Here is a 15,875-nt window from a genome sequence, read left to right on the forward strand (position 1 = left end):
GACGATAAATTACTGGCCACTCAGCACCCTCGCCGGGTCAATGCGGCTGGCGCGGCGGGCGGGATACCAGCTGGCCAGCAAACTCAGCAACAGTGCTGTCACCAGCACGTAAACGACGTCCAGCCAGTGCAGTTCAGACGGCAGGAAGTCAATAAAATAGATGTCGCCGGAGAGGAATTTATGCCCGATCAGGTTCTCAATACCGTTAATGATTGCGGTCAGCTTGAAGGCGCAGATAACGCCAATCGCCACCCCAATCAGGCTCCCTACCGAACCGGCAAGTAAACCATACCATACGAAAATCGCGCGGATCAGCCCGTCTTTTGCGCCAAGCGTGCGCAGCACCGCAATATCGCCGCTTTTATCCTTCACCGCCATCACCAGGGTCGAGACGATGTTAAAGCAGGCCACGCCGATCACCAGCACCATCGCGAGGTACATAATGGCGCGGATCATCTGGATGTCGCGGTACATATAGCCATAGGTGCCTATCCAACTCTTAATGTATACGTAGCTGTTGGTCACTTCGCCGGCATCGCGCACCAGGGTGTTCGCGTGGAACACATCGGTGACTTTAATGGCGATACCGGTCACGCTGCTGCCCATTTCAAGGTACTGCTGCGCATCCTGCATGGGGATCATGGCAAAACTATGATCGAGCTGGCCGCTGAGCTGCAAAATACCGGTAACGTGGAGCCTGACGCGCTTTGGCTGCAGCAGCTGGTGGTCGGCATCCGAGTTGGGGATCATGATTGACACCCAGTCGCCCTGCTTAACGTGCAGCGCATCGGCGACGCCTTTACCGAGGATCACCTGCTGCTCTCCGGCTTTAAAGCTGGCCCACGCGTTGTTCTGTACAAAGTTGGGTAGCGAACTGAGGCGGCTCTCCTGCTGCGGATCGACGCCCTTTACCTGGATAGCGCGCATGTTGCTGCCGCTCTCCACCAGCCCGGTGAAGTTAATGTAAGGCGCCGCGGCAACGATGCCTTTGACCTTTTCAACCTTCGCTAGCGCTTCGTTCCAGTTGTTCCACGGCTGGTTCACCGGCTCAATTTCACCGTGCGGCACCACCGCCAGAATGCGGTTGTTGAGCTCGCGCTCGAAGCCGTTCATGGCGCTCAGGCCAACGATCAGCACCGCCACGCCTAGCGCAATGCCGATGGTCGAGATAACTGAAATCAGCGAAACCATCCCTCCGCGCCGCCGTCCGCGGCTAAAGCGCAGGGCAATCAATAATGATAACGGAGAAGCCATTACTCAGCCCCCATCAGGGAGAGTTCGGCGGTCAGGCGCCCGTCGCGCATCTCCAGCTGGCGGCTCATCCGTTTTGCCAGCTGCAGGTCGTGGGTCACCACCAGAAAGGCGGTGCGCTGCGCCACGTTCAGTTCGCCAAGCAGCTGAAAAATGCTGTCGGCGTTGCGGGCATCAAGGTTACCGGTAGGTTCATCCGCCAGCACCAGCCGCGGTTTATTGACCAGCGCGCGGGCAATCGCTACGCGCTGACGCTCGCCGCCGGAGAGCTCCGACGGGCGGTGGTCGCTGCGGTGCTCAAGCCCGACGGCGCGCAGCATCGCTTTCGCCTGACGCTCAATATCCGCCGCCTTCTGTTTACCGATTAACAGCGGCATCGCCACGTTTTCCAGCGCGGTGAAATCCGGCAGCAGGTGGTGAAACTGATAAATAAAGCCCAGCTCGCGGTTGCGCAGATCGGCGCGCGCGGCGGCTGAGAGTCGGCTCATCGACTGACCGGAAAAGATAACGTCGCCGGAGGTCGGCGTATCCAGCCCGCCAAGCAGATGCAGCAGCGTACTTTTGCCGGAACCGGAGGTGCCGACAATCGCCATCATCTCGCCCTCTTCAATGCTGAAGCTGACATCATGCAACACGTCGGTTTGCACGCTGCCTTCCTGATAGCGTTTGCACAGGTTGTCGCATTGCAGCAGGATCTTATTCATAACGTAAAGCCTCAGCGGGTTGAGTGGCGGCAGCGCGCCATGAAGGATACAACGTAGAGAGTAATGCCAGCGCCATTGCCACCAGGGCAATCACGATCACCTGTAGCGGCTCAATGGCTACCGGCAGCGCGGCGCCGTCGAGGAACGCGCCGATAATCGGCATCAAATTATTCAGCTGGCTGGCAAGCAGCGCGCCCAGTCCGGCGCCAAGCAGCGCGCCGACGATCCCGGCGCTCGCGCCCTGGACCATAAAGACCAGCATGATCTGCCGCGGCGTCAGGCCGAGAGTCTGGAGGATCGCCACCTCGCCCTGCTTTTCCATGACCATCATGCCTAGCGAGGTAATGATGTTAAAAGCGGCGACGGCGACGATCAGGCTCAACAGCAGGCCCATCATATTTTTTTCCATCCGCACGGCCTGGAACAGCTCGCCTTTACGTTCGCGCCAGTCCTGCCATTTGGTCCCTTCCGGTAGCGTCTGCTGGCTGAGGGTATCCACCTGTAAAGGCTGATTCAGCCACAGCCGCCAGCCGGTAATATTCCCCTGCGGATAGCGCATCAGGCGCGAAGCGTCGTCGATGTTGGTCAACATCTGATAGCCATCGACTTCGCTGTTGGCGGCAAAGGTGCCGATCACGTTAAACAGACGCTGGCTGGGAACCCGCCCCATCGGGGTGAACTGGCTGGCGGAGGGCACCATCACGCGGATCTGGTCGCCGCGATTGACGCCCAACTGCCCTGCCAGCTGCTCGCCCAGGATGACGTTATACTTTCCGGCCTGCAGATCGCTCTGCTTGACGTTAACCAGGTAAGGCGTCAGGGGATCTTTTTGCGCCGGGTCGATGCCGAGCATTACGCCAACCGCCACGCTGCGGGCGCTTTGCAGCACCACATCGCCGGTGGTCAGCGGCGCCACGCGGGTGACGCCCTGTAATCTGGCCGCGCTTTCCGGCAGCTGTTGCGGGTTTATGGACCCCTGCTTGGCGCTAAGGATGGCCTGCGGCATCAGCCCCAGGATGTTATTTTGCAGCTCGCGCTCAAAGCCGTTCATCACCGACAGAACGGTAACCAGCGCCATGACGCCAAGCGTAATGCCAATGGTCGAGAGCCAGGAGACGAAACGACCGAAGCGGTCGGCTGCGCGCCCACGCATATAGCGAAGGCCGATAAAGAGTGCGGCAGGTTGATACATGTCATCCATCTGATTGCTGATAGCCGATGCCCGAGTATATAAGCGATTATGAGCAGCGTAAATGACTGATACCTGTAGATTTTATTGGCAATAATAACAAAAATTCAATATAAACAACAAGATAGATGAGCAAGTCGTTATTTAACTTTACGCTTATCGGAGTTCGTTACATTTCTGGCCAAAACATGACCTTTGCGATACGGGTTGGCGAATCCGGGTCAATCGCGGATAATCTCACTATTGAATATCAGCGAGTTGCCCTCCATATCGGCTGAGCGAATACCCAAGAGATCATGATACCGTCTATGCCTGAACAATACCGATACTCTCTGCCGGTTAAAGCCGGCGATCAGCGCCAGCTTGGCGAACTTACCGGCGCGGCCTGCGCCACTCTGGTGGCGGAAATGGCCGAGCGCCACGGCGGCCCGGTGGTACTGATTGCCCCCGATATGCAAAACGCCCTGCGTCTGAACGATGAAATCAGGCAGTTTACCGATAGCATGGTGGCGGGCCTCGCGGACTGGGAAACGCTCCCCTACGATAGCTTCTCCCCGCACCAGGACATTATCTCTTCGCGTCTCGCTACCTTATACCAGCTCCCGACGATGGAACGCGGCGTATTAATCATTCCGGTCAGCACCCTGATGCAGCGCGTCTGTCCGCATAATTTCCTCCACGGCCACGCGCTGGTGATGAAAAAAGGCCAGCGGCTGTCGCGGGATGCGCTGCGCGCCCAGTTGGATAGCGCCGGCTATCGTCACGTCGACCAGGTGATGGAGCACGGCGAGTACGCCACCCGCGGCGCATTGCTTGACCTGTTCCCTATGGGCAGCGAGCAGCCCTATCGTCTCGATTTTTTTGATGATGAGATAGATAGCCTGCGTCTGTTCGACGTCGACAGCCAGCGTACGCTGGAGGAAGTCGCCAGCATCAACCTGCTTCCGGCGCACGAATTCCCGACGGATCAGGCCGCCATCGAGCTGTTCCGCAGCCAGTGGCGCGACCGCTTTGAGGTCAAACGCGACGCCGAGCATATTTATCAGCAGGTCAGTAAAGGCACGCTGCCTGCGGGGATCGAATACTGGCAGCCGCTGTTCTTTAACGAGCCGCTGCCGCCGCTGTTCAGCTATTTCCCGGCGAAAACGCTGATCGTTAACACCGGCGATCTGGAAGCCAGCGCCGAACGTTTCCAGAACGAAACGCGCGCCCGCTTTGAAAACCGCGGCGTCGATCCGATGCGCCCGCTTTTGCCGCCGGAGCAGCTGTGGCTACGCAGTGATGAACTGTTTAGCGAGCTGAAAAAATGGCCGCGCGTACAGCTCAAAACCGAGCGTCTGGCGGAAAAAGCCGCCAATACCAACCTCGGCTACCAGAAACTACCCGAGCTGGCGATCCAGGCGCAGAACAAAGCGCCGCTGGATAATCTGCGTCGCTTCCTCGAGTCCTTCAGCGGGCCGGTGATTTTCTCGGTCGAGAGCGAGGGGCGTCGCGAGGCGCTCGGCGAAATGCTGGCGCGCATTAAAATCGCGCCAAAGCATATCCTGCGTCTTGAAAAGGCGACGGCTAACGGCCGCTATCTGATGATTGGCTCGGCAGAGCATGGCTTTATCGATAGCCAGCGGAATCTGGCGCTGATTTGCGAAAGCGATCTGCTGGGCGAGCGCGTCGCCCGCCGTCGTCAGGATTCACGCCGCACCATCAATCCGGACACCTTAATCCGTAACCTGGCGGAGCTGCATATCGGCCAACCGGTGGTGCATCTTGAGCATGGGGTTGGGCGCTACGCCGGCATGACCACGCTTGAGGCGGGCGGGATTAACGGCGAATACCTGATGCTGACCTACGCGAACGACGCCAAACTGTACGTGCCGGTATCGTCGCTGCATCTGATTAGCCGCTACGCCGGCGGCGCGGAAGAGAATGCGCCGCTGCACAAGCTGGGCGGCGATGCGTGGGCGCGAGCGCGGCAAAAAGCCGCCGAAAAGGTGCGCGACGTGGCCGCCGAGCTGCTGGATATCTACGCCCAGCGCGCGGCAAAAGCGGGCTACGCATTTAAACATGATAAAGAGCAGTATCAGCTGTTCTGCGACGGCTTCCCGTTCGAAACCACGCCCGATCAGGCGCAGGCCATCAACGCCGTACTGAGCGATATGTGCCAGCCGCTGGCGATGGACCGCCTGGTGTGCGGCGACGTTGGCTTCGGCAAGACGGAAGTGGCGATGCGCGCCGCGTTTCTGGCGGTGGAAAACCATAAGCAGGTGGCGGTGCTGGTGCCTACCACCCTCCTCGCCCAGCAGCACTTCGATAACTTCCGCGATCGCTTCGCCAACTGGCCGGTGCGCATTGAGATGCTCTCGCGCTTTCGGAGCGCTAAAGAGCAGGCGCAGATCCTTGAGCAGGTCGCGGAGGGGAAAATCGATATTCTTATCGGCACCCATAAGCTGCTGCAGCCGGACGTTAAGCTGCGCGATCTCGGCCTGCTGATTGTCGATGAAGAGCACCGCTTTGGCGTACGCCACAAAGAGCGCATTAAGGCAATGCGCGCCGACGTCGATATCCTGACCCTGACCGCGACGCCGATTCCGCGAACGCTGAATATGGCAATGAGCGGTATGCGCGACCTCTCGATCATCGCCACGCCCCCCGCACGGCGTCTGGCGGTCAAAACCTTCGTTCGCGAATATGACGCGCTGGTGGTACGCGAGGCGATCCTGCGTGAGGTGCTGCGCGGCGGCCAGGTCTACTATCTCTATAATGACGTCGAGAATATTCAAAAAGCGGCGGAAAGACTCGCGGAGCTGGTGCCGGAAGCGCGTATCGCCATTGGCCACGGGCAGATGCGCGAACGCGAACTCGAACGGGTGATGAACGATTTCCACCACCAGCGTTTTAACGTGCTGGTATGTACCACCATTATCGAGACCGGGATCGACATTCCGACGGCGAACACCATTATTATCGAGCGCGCCGATCACTTCGGGCTGGCTCAGCTGCACCAGCTGCGCGGCCGCGTCGGGCGTTCGCATCATCAGGCCTACGCATGGCTGTTGACGCCGCATCCAAAAGCGATGACCACCGATGCGCAAAAACGCCTTGAGGCTATCGCGTCGCTGGAAGATCTCGGCGCCGGATTCGCGCTGGCCACCCACGACCTCGAAATTCGCGGCGCGGGTGAACTGCTGGGCGAAGATCAGAGCGGCTCTATGGAAACCATCGGTTTCTCTCTCTACATGGAGCTGCTGGAAAATGCCGTTGACGCGCTAAAAGCCGGACGCGAGCCCTCGCTGGAGGATCTCACCAGCCAGCAGACCGAAGTTGAGCTACGGATGCCGTCGCTGCTGCCGGACGACTTCATCCCCGACGTCAATACGCGCCTGTCGTTCTACAAACGCGTTGCCAGCGCGAAGAACGAGAATGAGCTGGAGGAGATCAAAGTCGAGCTTATCGATCGCTTTGGCCTGCTGCCGGATCCGGCAAGAAACCTGCTCGACATCGCCCGACTGCGCCAGCAGGCGCAGAAGCTGGGGATCCGTAAGCTGGAGAGCAACGAAAAAGGCGGCACCATTGAGTTTAACGAGAAGAATAACGTTAACCCGGTGTGGCTGATTAGTCTGTTGCAGAAGCAGCCCCAGCACTATCGCCTGGACGGCCCGACGCGTCTGAAGTTTATGCAGGATCTCGCCGAGCGTAAAACGCGGATGGAGTGGGTGCGCCAGTTTATGCGCCAGCTGGAAGAGAACGCCACCGCCTGATAGCATTCGGGATACGGTCCGCGCGCCGTATCCCGCCCCTCACCGCCTGTGCGGCAAAATTTACAAACATTTTGCAATCCCTCTGAACTTCCAGACACTCGTTTCACCATAATCTCAGGGACTTTTCGTATAAAAATAACCACTTACTTATTATGGAAATTAGAGTGATGAAAAGCTTTTCGCGAATTTCTCTCTGGCTGGGGATGATAGCTATCGCCACCGCGCTGGCGCTGCCCGCTCGCGCCAATACCTGGCCCCTGCCGCCGCCGGGCAGCCGTCTGGTCGGGCAAAACCAGTTCCACGTGGTCGAGAATAACGGCGGCTCGCTCGAAGCGATCGCTAAAAAGTATAACGTCGGTTTTCTGGCCCTGCTCCAGGCGAACCCCGGCGTGGACCCTTATGTTCCGCGAGCCGGTAGCGTGCTGACGATTCCGCTGCAAACTCTGCTGCCTGACGCGCCGCGAGAAGGGTTAGTCCTTAACCTCGCCGAACTTCGCCTCTATTACTATCCGCCAGGAAGAAGTGAAGTGACCGTGTATCCTATCGGCATCGGTCAGCTCGGCGGTGATACCATCACGCCGACAATGGTCACCACCGTCTCCGACAAACGCGCCAACCCGACCTGGACGCCAACGGCCAATATTCGCGCCCGCTATAAAGCCATGGGCATCGATCTGCCCGCCGTGATGCCCGCCGGCCCGGATAACCCGATGGGGCACCACGCCATTCGCCTGGCGGCGTACGGCGGCGTGTACCTGCTGCACGGTACTAATGCTGATTTCGGCATCGGCATGCGCGTCAGCTCCGGCTGTATTCGCCTGCGCGATGACGACATCAAAGCGTTGTACAACGAAATAACCCCGGGAACGAAGGTGACGATTATCAATACGCCAATCAAGGTTTCCGTTGAGCCGAACGGCGCCCGCCTGGTGGAGGTGCATCAGCCGCTGTCGAAGCATATCGATGACGATCCGCAGACGCTACCGATCGTCCTCAATGACATCATGCAAGCGTTCAAACAGGCGCAGCTGACCGATACCGAGGTAATGGAACGCGCAATGACGCTGCGTTCGGGTATGCCAATTGATGTCACCCGCCACCATCGCGTCACGGAGCAGTCGCTATAGTTTCCTGAATCGTTGACGAAAAAAAACCGCCTACAGTTCACTGGGGCGGTTTTTTTATGGCAATAATCAAACAGGGTACTGCTTTTTTGCGGGTTGCGGCGCCAGATAAGGGGTGGGCGCCGCTTCGCGTCAGAGACAACGCTTTCTTACTTCACGCGGACTGCTGAAGGGGGTCAGATCCGCGCGTGGTCAGTGGCATAACAGGAGTAGCGTGACAATTATTTGTAAATAACCGCAGTCCCGTGAAGGGTGTTAGGACCTGTGACTGACGTAATACGGTAAGAGGTTGCGCCCATCTCTTCCGCCTTTTGCGCCAGCTGATCTTCCAGCGAACCGAGGTTGGTCCCGGCTGAGGCGGAAACGGTACCGATTTTATGCTGACCCGCCGGCGTTGACTGGACTTCGACAGCGGCAAAGCTGGCGAATGAGAGTGAGCTAAGAACCGCGGCGATGGCAAGCGTTTTAACGTTTTTCATGATTGTTATACCTGTGCAGATGAATGTTATTGTAGGGGCGAACGCATTTAATTAACGATCGATAGGGAAATGATAGTGTGATCCACATCACACGTCAAACGATTTTTATAACGACCGTTTAACTATTTATAAACAGCATAAAATTCATACATATATGAATTATTTATTTTTAGACCGACATCGCTGGCAGCACGTAAGGTTTATTTTTATAATGGCCTTTCAACAAACCAACATAGGTACAGCGGCACCATGACAACTGACGTTCAAAGTTGCACGAAAAAAAGCCGTGGCCGACCTAAAGTGTTCGACAGGGAAGCGGCGCTGGATAAGGCCATGACACTCTTCTGGCAGCACGGCTATGAAGCCACCTCTCTCGCCGATTTAGTGGAAGCAACGGGCGCCAAAGCGCCTACGCTCTACGCAGAGTTTGTGAATAAAGAGGGGTTGTTTCGCGCGGTGCTGGATCGCTATATCTCCCGCTTTGCCGCCAAACACGAAGCGCTTCTTTTTGACGAGGAAAAAAGCGTCGATCGGGCGTTACGCGATTATTTCACCGCCGTCGCGACCTGCTTCACCAGTAAAGAGACGCCGGCAGGCTGTTTTATGATCAATACCTCCGCGGCGCTGGCGGCGGCGTCAACCGACATCGCCAATACCGTTAAGTCGCGGCACGCGATGCAGGAACAGACCCTTACGCAGTTTCTGCAGCAGCGTCAGCTGCGCGGCGAACTCCCGGCAGAGGGCGATGTGCGTCAGTTGGCCCAGTTCCTTAACTGCATATTACAAGGCATGTCGATCGGCGCGCGCGAAGGCGCCGATTTCACTAAAATCATGCAAATCGCCGAGACCACGCTGCGCCTGTGGCCCCAGGTTCTTCAGCGCTAAGGCCTCGCTCACCGGTGGGCTCCCACCGGTTCCCTCCCCCTTAATCCCTACATAACGTCATGTTTTCAGTGATTTATTTTGTGCATTTCACGAGAATGATATTGATAACAATAATCAATACGGGCAAAATTCAGCTTTAAACATTTCTGTTTATTTCACCGTGTAACAACCGGTACGCCCGTATCGGAAAACTAAAACAACGATATCGTAAGCCCTTAATAATTCGAGTTGCAGGACAAGGCACGTGTGCCTTGAACTGCGCTAGCGCTGGCCCCGTAGGGGCGAGTAACGCGCCTGCGACTTGGAGAATGACGGGTATAAACTCATAAAAGGAATGAGCATGAACAAGCGTCTCTGGGTACTAAACCCACTGCTGCTGGCAACCGCCCTGCCCGCCTGGGCGGCTGATGACAACATGATCGTCAGCGCTAACCGAACGCACCGTACCGTCGCAGAAATGGCCCAGACCACCTGGGTTATTGAAGGCCAGGAAATTGAACAGCAGGTTCAGGGCGGTAAAGAATTCAAAGACGTGCTGGCGCAGCTGATCCCCGGCATCGACGTCAGCAGCCAGGGACGCACCAACTACGGCATGAATATGCGCGGCCGCGCGATCGTCGTCCTGATCGACGGCGTTCGCCTTAACTCCTCCCGTACCGACAGCCGCCAGTTAGACTCTATCGATCCGTTTAACATTGAACACATCGAGGTGATCTCCGGCGCAACATCCCTGTACGGCGGCGGCAGTACCGGCGGCCTGATTAATATCGTCACCAAAAAGGGCCAAAAGGAGCGCCAGGTCGATCTGGAGCTGGGGGGTAAATCCGGTTTTGCCAACAGCAACGACCATGATGAACGCGTGGCGGCCGCGGTAAGCGGCGGCACAGACCACGCATCCGGTCGTTTATCGGTCGCTTATCAGCGTTTTGGCGGCTGGTATGACGGTAACCACGATGCGCTGCTCCTGGATAATACCCAAACCGGGCTTCAGCATTCCGATCGTCTGGATGTGATGGGAACGGGAACCATTGAGATTGACGAGAACCGCCAGCTGCAGCTGGTGACGCAGTACTATAAAAGCCAGGGCGACGATTACGGCCTGTACCTGGGGAAAAATATGTCGGCGGTGACCGGCGACGGCAAAGCTTTTACCACCGACGGTCTGAACTCCGACCGCGTCCCCGGCACCGAACGCCACCTGATTAGCCTGCAGTACTCCGATGCCGATTTCCTCGGGCAGAACCTGGTCAGTCAGGTCTATTATCGCGATGAATCCCTAACCTTTTATCCTTTCCCGACGCTCAGCAAAGGCCAGGTCAGCAGCTTCTCGTCTTCAAAGCAGGATACCGATCAGTACGGCGCGAAAATCACCCTGAATAGCCAGCCGCTGGACGGCTGGGACCTGACCTGGGGAATCGACGCCGACCATGAAACCTTCAACGCCAATCAGATGTTCTTCGATTTGGGCCAGTCGATGTCTTCCGGCGGCCTGAACAATCAGGCCATCTTCACCACCGGCCGTTACCCGGGCTACAGCATCACCAACCTGGCGCCGTTCCTGCAGTCCAGCTATGACCTGAACGATATCTTCACTATCAGCGGCGGCGTGCGTTATCAGTGGACGGAAAACCGGGTCGATGATTTTGTCGGCTATGCCCAGCAGCAGGATGTCGCCAGCGGCAAGGTTAGCTCGGCGGATGCCATTCCGGGCGGAAAAACCGATTACGATAACTTCCTGTTTAATGCCGGGATTGTGGCGCATCTCACCGACCGTCAGCAGACCTGGTTTAACTTCTCCCAGGGCGTTGAGCTGCCGGATCCGGGCAAATACTACGGCATCGGTAAATACGGCGCGGCGGTCAATGGCCATCTTCCGCTGCTCTCAAGCGTCAACGTTGGCGATTCGCCGCTGCAGGGGATTAAAGTTAACTCCTACGAACTGGGCTGGCGCTACACCGGCGATAATTTGCGTACCCAGCTGGCGGCTTACTACTCGACCTCCGATAAAACCATCGTCGTTAACCGTACCGATATGACCATCGATGTGCAGTCCGATAAGCGCCGTATTTATGGCGTAGAGGGCGCGGTGGATTACTACTTCCCGAACAGCGACTGGAGCGCCGGGGCTAACTTTAACGTTTTGAAATCACAGGTGAAGAGCGATGGCAGCTGGCAGAAGTGGGACGTCACTCTCGCCTCGCCGTCAAAGGCCACCGCCTGGGTTGGCTGGGCGCCGGAACCGTGGTCGCTGCGGGTGCAGAGCCAGCAGGTGTTTGATATAAGCGATGCCAGCGGCAATAAGCTCGATGGCTACAATACCGTCGACTTTATCGGCAGCTACGCGCTCCCTGTCGGCAAGCTGACCTTCAGCATCGAGAACCTGCTCAATGAAGATTACGTCACCGTATGGGGCCAGCGCGCGCCGCTGCTTTACAGCCCGACCTACGGCAGCAGTTCTCTATACGAGTACAAAGGTCGCGGCCGTACCTTCGGCCTGAACTACGCTCTGAGCTTCTGATAAAAAAAGCCCCTCGGCCAGAGAGCCTGAGGGGCTAATAAAGATATACATCTTTTTTACGCTTTGTTAGTCAGAATCAGCTGGCCATTGCTGTCCAGCGGGATTTGCGTACCGGGGTCGCGATCCATACGGATTTTGCCCTGCTGATCGCCGATTTTGTAAGTGACGTCATAGCCGAGCATTTTCTCTGATTTGTCGTACACCGTTTTACAGCGCTGCTGCGTCGTGGTGTAGGTATCCCCTTCCTGCATAGAGCCCTGAATCTGGTTACCGGCATAGCCGCCGCCCAGCGCGCCCACGACGGTGGCAACGTCGCGGCCGCGTCCGCCGCCGAACTGATGACCAATAACCCCACCGGCCACCGCGCCTAAGACGGAACCGGCGATGCGGTTTTCATCCTGCACAGGTCGACGATGGGTTACGGTGACGTTACGGCACTCCTGACGCGGGGTTTTGACGCTCTCTTTTATCGGCGTACTGGACACTACCTGGGCATACTGCGGGCCGCGGTCTAACACGTTAAGACCGGCAACGGCTGCGACGCCCAGCGCGGCAGCCACGCCAATTCCTATACCCGCCAACATTGATTTATTCACGGGACTTCCTCCTTCGTTGCTATTGCCTGTAATTTTGCAACCCAGCCATCAGGCTTGCAAATAAGAAAGCGGATGAAAAGTGCGTGAACGTACGGCAAATCAATGGGATTCGGAGGAATCCGAGAGGGTTTTCCGGGAAGGACAGGAGGATATTCTGTCGATTGTTCTCATCATTCGACAGGAAAACGGGCGGTCAAAACCTTCTGGCTTTACCGCCCATAGACATTAATGCAGCTTCAGGCGCGGACGAATAATGCGGTTGATACGTCCAACCAGCATCATCAGGCCGGTTTTAAAGTAACCGTGCAGCGCAATCTGGTGCATGCGATACAGAGAGATATAGACGAAACGCGCAATACGCCCTTCGATCATCATTGAACCGCGCATCAGGTTGCCCATCAGGCTGCCAACGGTGGAATAGTTAGAGAGCGACACCAGCGAGCCGTGATCTTTATAGGTATAAGCTTTCAGCGGTTTACCTTTCATCTGCGCCACAATATTGTACAGAGCGCAGGTCGCCATCTGGTGCGCGGCCTGAGCGCGCGGCGGGACAAAACCGCCTTCCGGGCGGGCGCAGGACGCGCAGTCGCCGATAGCGTAGATATCCGCGTCGCGAGTCGTTTGCAGGGTCGGCTCAACTACCAGCTGGTTGATACGGTTGGTTTCCAGACCGCCAATCTCTTTCATAAAGTCCGGCGCTTTAATCCCCGCCGCCCAGACCATCAGGTCAGCGTGGATAAATTCGCCTTCTTTCGTATGCAGGCCGTTAGCATCGGCGCTGGTGACCATGGTTTTGGTCAGTACGCGAACGCCAAGCTTGGTCAGCTCGCTGTGCGCGGCGCCGGAAATGCGCGGCGGCAGCGCGGGCAGAATGCGCTCGCCGGCTTCAACCAGCGTGACGTTCAGGGCTTCATTGGTCAGCCCTTTATAGCCGTAGCTGTGCAGCTGCTTCACCGCGTTATGCAGTTCTGCCGACAGCTCGACACCGGTCGCGCCACCGCCAACGATAGCGATATTCACCTTGCCGTTCGCCCCGAGATTCGCCGAATACTTGAGGAACAGGTCCAGCATTTCCTGGTGGAAACGACGCGCCTGATGCGGATTGTCGAGGAAAATGCAGTTCTCTTTCACGCCTGGCGTGTTGAAGTCGTTCGAGGTACTTCCCAGCGCCATCACCAGCGTGTCGTAAGGCAGCTTACGCTCGGGCACCAGCAGCTCGCCCTTCTCGTTATGCAGCTCGGCAAGGGTGATCGTTTTGGTTTCGCGGTTAATATCCACCACCGACCCCAGCTGGAACTGGAAGTCGTGGTTACGGGCGTGAGCAAGATAGCTCAGCGCGTCTACACCTTCATCAAGTGAACCGGTCGCCACTTCATGCAGCAGCGGTTTCCACAGGTGGCTGTGGTTACGATCGACCAGCGTAATTTTGGCCTTTTTATTACGGCCCAGCTTTTTCCCCAACTGGGTAGCCAGCTCCAGCCCACCGGCACCACCACCCACAATCACTATTTTTTTCAATGGTGTAGTCACGCGACCCCCTAAAATTATTAACCAATTGTTAATTAAAAGTTATACATATAACCTTTAGTTAACAACAGGTTACGGCAGTGAAACCATTCAGCGGGATCGAGAATAACATGAACGGTGCATTGGTCATACCAAAATTGATATGCATCAAGTTTTACTGCATATTTTTTGAGCGTGAAATCGCAAAATCGATAAAAAAAGCCCGCGATGTTGGCACATCGCGGGCCGGGAGGAGATCAGCCGAGGGTTTTAAAGGCCTTTATTCGCTGCAGATGCGGGGAGATGTTTTTAAATTTGTGGGTCTGCTCTTCATCCCAGATTATCTCATAGTAATGGTGCAGCAGCTCCGCCGAACGCTGGCTATTCAGCGCTTCGTCCTGGCGTGACAGCACCACCAGGCAACGGTCGCGGTTTTTTTCGCGGAAATTGTTAACGCACTTGGTAGCGATATCCGCATACTCTTCCGGCCGATCAATCTTCCCTTCCATGTTTTCATTGGGAAACAGGTTTGGATTAAAAATGGCCTGGCGGATATCGCAAAGAAAGCCAATTCGCTCCGCCCAGAAACCGCCGAGACCCACTCCGCAAATCAGCGGCCGATCGTCGGCGCTCAGCTGCAGCATCTTATCGACCTCTTTTAATAAGTGCTGCATATCATGTTTGGGATGCCGCGTGCTGTAGCTAATCAACCGAACATCGGGGTCAATAAACTGAAGCTGAAGCACCTTCTCATGGTTACCGGGGCTGTTTGAGTCAAAACCATGTAAATAGATAATCATCGCATCCTCACCAGACAACAACGCCTTTCAGGTTTATTACGCGGATTTCGCCTCTTGCCAGCGCGCGTGAAGCTGCTCAAGCTGCGCGCTGATCGTCTTCCAGCGGGCGGAATCCCTTAACGCCTGACGGCTAAAGGAACCTTTATGATACAATTTCGTAACACGCTCTGCTTTGATCGGCGACAGGTTATCCAGCACGCTGACCGCACCCTTACGATTATTGCAGACGAGGATCATATCGCAACCCGCATCCAGCGATGCCTGGCCGCGCTCGGCGTAGCTGCCCATAATCGCCGCCCCTTCCATCGAGAGATCGTCAGAGAAGATGACCCCATCGAAGCCCAGCTCGCCGCGCAGGACCGTTTTTAACCAATGCGCGGAGCCGCTGGCCGGGCGCGGGTCGACGTCGCTGTAGATAACGTGGGCGGGCATAATGGCGTCCAGCCGCTGCTCGCCGATCAGCGTACGGAAGATGGACATATCTCTGGCGCGAATTTCCGCTTCCGCGCGCGGATCGCGCGGCGTCTCTTTATGGGAATCGGCCGTCACCGCTCCGTGTCCCGGAAAGTGCTTACCGGTGGTTTTCATGCCCGCAGCGTGCATGCCGTCAATAAAATGACGAGCTATCGCCAGGGCTTTGTCAGGATCGTCGTGATAAGAACGCTCGCCAATAGCGGCGCTGATATGCCCAACGTCCAGCACCGGCGCAAAGCTGATATCAATATCCATGGCGATCATTTCGCTGGCCATCAGCCAGCCGGCCTCTGCGGCCAGCTTACCGCCCTCCTCCATGCCGAGCAGCGCAGCGAAGGACTGCGCTGCGGGAAGACGGGTAAAACCCTCACGGAAACGCTGCACGCGCCCGCCTTCCTGGTCTACCGCCACCACCAGATGGTTGCGCGAAGCCTCGCGGATCTGGCGAACCAACTCGCGCAGCTGCGCCGGATCGTGATAGTTGCGGGTAAACAAGATCAGCCCGCCAACCAAAGGATGCGCCAGAATCTCACGCTCTTCCGCATCCAGTTCAAAACCTTCGACATCCAACATTACCGGACCCACACCCACCTC

General features: G+C 56.8%; 13 protein-coding genes. 5 read left to right on the forward strand and 8 right to left on the reverse strand.

What is annotated here, in order from left to right:
• Nucleotides 1-9: 9 nt before the first annotated feature.
• From lolE to lolC, 3 genes are read right to left on the reverse strand one after another with little or no spacing between them, the layout of a single operon-like run.
• Nucleotides 10-1,254, reverse strand: a complete 1,245-nt coding sequence (gene lolE, locus ACE3MN_RS16130; protein ID WP_024359532.1) for a lipoprotein-releasing ABC transporter permease subunit LolE — start codon at nucleotides 1,252-1,254, stop codon at nucleotides 10-12.
• Nucleotides 1,254-1,955, reverse strand: a complete 702-nt coding sequence (lolD, locus tag ACE3MN_RS16135; RefSeq protein ID WP_004138368.1) for a lipoprotein-releasing ABC transporter ATP-binding protein LolD — start codon at nucleotides 1,953-1,955, stop codon at nucleotides 1,254-1,256. Before lolD ends, lolE begins: the two co-directional genes overlap by 1 nt.
• On the reverse strand, nucleotides 1,948-3,147 hold the full coding sequence (gene lolC / locus ACE3MN_RS16140; protein WP_004131430.1) for a lipoprotein-releasing ABC transporter permease subunit LolC: 1,200 nt from the start codon (nucleotides 3,145-3,147) through the stop codon (nucleotides 1,948-1,950). The genes lolD and lolC overlap by 8 nt, the downstream gene beginning before the upstream one ends.
• A gap of 305 nt (nucleotides 3,148-3,452) precedes the next feature.
• Here lolC and mfd point away from each other — a divergent pair, with 305 nt between their 5' ends.
• Together mfd and ACE3MN_RS16150 are read left to right on the forward strand one after the other, a co-directional pair.
• Complete coding sequence (gene mfd, locus ACE3MN_RS16145; RefSeq protein ID WP_102650273.1) at nucleotides 3,453-6,899, forward strand: transcription-repair coupling factor; 3,447 nt, start codon at nucleotides 3,453-3,455, stop codon at nucleotides 6,897-6,899.
• A 167-nt stretch (nucleotides 6,900-7,066) separates the two neighbouring features.
• Nucleotides 7,067-8,026, forward strand: coding sequence for a L,D-transpeptidase family protein (locus ACE3MN_RS16150; RefSeq protein WP_004138369.1), 960 nt, complete (start codon nucleotides 7,067-7,069; stop codon nucleotides 8,024-8,026).
• A 218-nt stretch (nucleotides 8,027-8,244) separates the two neighbouring features.
• Here the strand turns inward: ACE3MN_RS16150 and bhsA are convergent, their stop codons facing one another.
• Nucleotides 8,245-8,502 carry a multiple stress resistance protein BhsA gene (gene bhsA, locus ACE3MN_RS16155; protein ID WP_004131427.1) on the reverse strand — a complete coding sequence of 86 codons (258 nt, stop codon included), beginning with the start codon at nucleotides 8,500-8,502 and terminating at the stop codon, nucleotides 8,245-8,247.
• Nucleotides 8,503-8,626: 124 nt separating this feature from the next.
• Between bhsA and ACE3MN_RS16160 the strand changes: the two genes are divergently transcribed.
• The 3 genes from ACE3MN_RS16160 to ACE3MN_RS16170 all read left to right on the forward strand — a co-directional run bounded on the left by ACE3MN_RS16160 (nucleotide 8,627) and on the right by ACE3MN_RS16170 (nucleotide 11,905).
• Nucleotides 8,627-8,755 (forward strand): hypothetical protein, encoded by a 129-nt coding sequence (locus ACE3MN_RS16160; RefSeq protein WP_162685316.1) that lies wholly within the window; start codon nucleotides 8,627-8,629, stop codon nucleotides 8,753-8,755.
• Nucleotides 8,752-9,387, forward strand: coding sequence for a TetR/AcrR family transcriptional regulator (locus tag ACE3MN_RS16165; protein ID WP_024359537.1), 636 nt, complete (start codon nucleotides 8,752-8,754; stop codon nucleotides 9,385-9,387). The genes ACE3MN_RS16160 and ACE3MN_RS16165 overlap by 4 nt, the downstream gene beginning before the upstream one ends.
• 340 nt (nucleotides 9,388-9,727) lie before the next feature.
• Nucleotides 9,728-11,905, forward strand: a complete 2,178-nt coding sequence (locus tag ACE3MN_RS16170) for a TonB-dependent siderophore receptor (RefSeq protein WP_102650274.1) — start codon at nucleotides 9,728-9,730, stop codon at nucleotides 11,903-11,905.
• Nucleotides 11,906-11,961: 56 nt separating this feature from the next.
• On the opposite strand, the gene ACE3MN_RS16175 is transcribed toward ACE3MN_RS16170, so the two are convergent.
• From ACE3MN_RS16175 to nagZ, 4 genes are all read right to left on the reverse strand, one after another.
• Nucleotides 11,962-12,501 carry a glycine zipper 2TM domain-containing protein gene (locus tag ACE3MN_RS16175; protein WP_004131424.1) on the reverse strand — a complete coding sequence of 180 codons (540 nt, stop codon included), beginning with the start codon at nucleotides 12,499-12,501 and terminating at the stop codon, nucleotides 11,962-11,964.
• A gap of 225 nt (nucleotides 12,502-12,726) precedes the next feature.
• Nucleotides 12,727-14,031 carry an NAD(P)/FAD-dependent oxidoreductase gene (locus ACE3MN_RS16180; protein WP_024359539.1) on the reverse strand — a complete coding sequence of 435 codons (1,305 nt, stop codon included), beginning with the start codon at nucleotides 14,029-14,031 and terminating at the stop codon, nucleotides 12,727-12,729.
• A gap of 233 nt (nucleotides 14,032-14,264) precedes the next feature.
• Nucleotides 14,265-14,807 (reverse strand): alpha/beta hydrolase YcfP, encoded by a 543-nt coding sequence (gene ycfP, locus ACE3MN_RS16185; protein ID WP_024359540.1) that lies wholly within the window; start codon nucleotides 14,805-14,807, stop codon nucleotides 14,265-14,267.
• A 36-nt stretch (nucleotides 14,808-14,843) separates the two neighbouring features.
• Nucleotides 14,844-15,854, reverse strand: coding sequence for a beta-N-acetylhexosaminidase (gene nagZ, locus ACE3MN_RS16190; RefSeq protein WP_155552354.1), 1,011 nt, complete (start codon nucleotides 15,852-15,854; stop codon nucleotides 14,844-14,846).
• Between the last annotated feature and the right edge of the window lie 21 nt (nucleotides 15,855-15,875).

Source organism: Klebsiella grimontii (genome assembly GCF_042137965.1).
Lineage (GTDB): Bacteria > Pseudomonadota > Gammaproteobacteria > Enterobacterales > Enterobacteriaceae > Klebsiella > Klebsiella grimontii.

What these genes read in the sequence shown, in the direction of transcription:
- lolE (WP_024359532.1), bottom strand. Translation starts at nt 1,254, where the DNA reads ATGGCTTCTCCGTTATCATTATTGATTGCCCTGCGCTTTAGCCGCGGA.
- lolD (WP_004138368.1), bottom strand. Translation starts at nt 1,955, where the DNA reads ATGAATAAGATCCTGCTGCAATGCGACAACCTGTGCAAACGCTATCAG.
- lolC (WP_004131430.1), bottom strand. Translation starts at nt 3,147, where the DNA reads ATGTATCAACCTGCCGCACTCTTTATCGGCCTTCGCTATATGCGTGGG.
- mfd (WP_102650273.1), top strand. Translation starts at nt 3,453, where the DNA reads ATGCCTGAACAATACCGATACTCTCTGCCGGTTAAAGCCGGCGATCAG.
- ACE3MN_RS16150 (WP_004138369.1), top strand. Translation starts at nt 7,067, where the DNA reads ATGAAAAGCTTTTCGCGAATTTCTCTCTGGCTGGGGATGATAGCTATC.
- bhsA (WP_004131427.1), bottom strand. Translation starts at nt 8,502, where the DNA reads ATGAAAAACGTTAAAACGCTTGCCATCGCCGCGGTTCTTAGCTCACTC.
- ACE3MN_RS16165 (WP_024359537.1), top strand. Translation starts at nt 8,752, where the DNA reads ATGACAACTGACGTTCAAAGTTGCACGAAAAAAAGCCGTGGCCGACCT.
- ACE3MN_RS16170 (WP_102650274.1), top strand. Translation starts at nt 9,728, where the DNA reads ATGAACAAGCGTCTCTGGGTACTAAACCCACTGCTGCTGGCAACCGCC.
- ycfP (WP_024359540.1), bottom strand. Translation starts at nt 14,807, where the DNA reads ATGATTATCTATTTACATGGTTTTGACTCAAACAGCCCCGGTAACCAT.
- nagZ (WP_155552354.1), bottom strand. Translation starts at nt 15,854, where the DNA reads ATGTTGGATGTCGAAGGTTTTGAACTGGATGCGGAAGAGCGTGAGATT.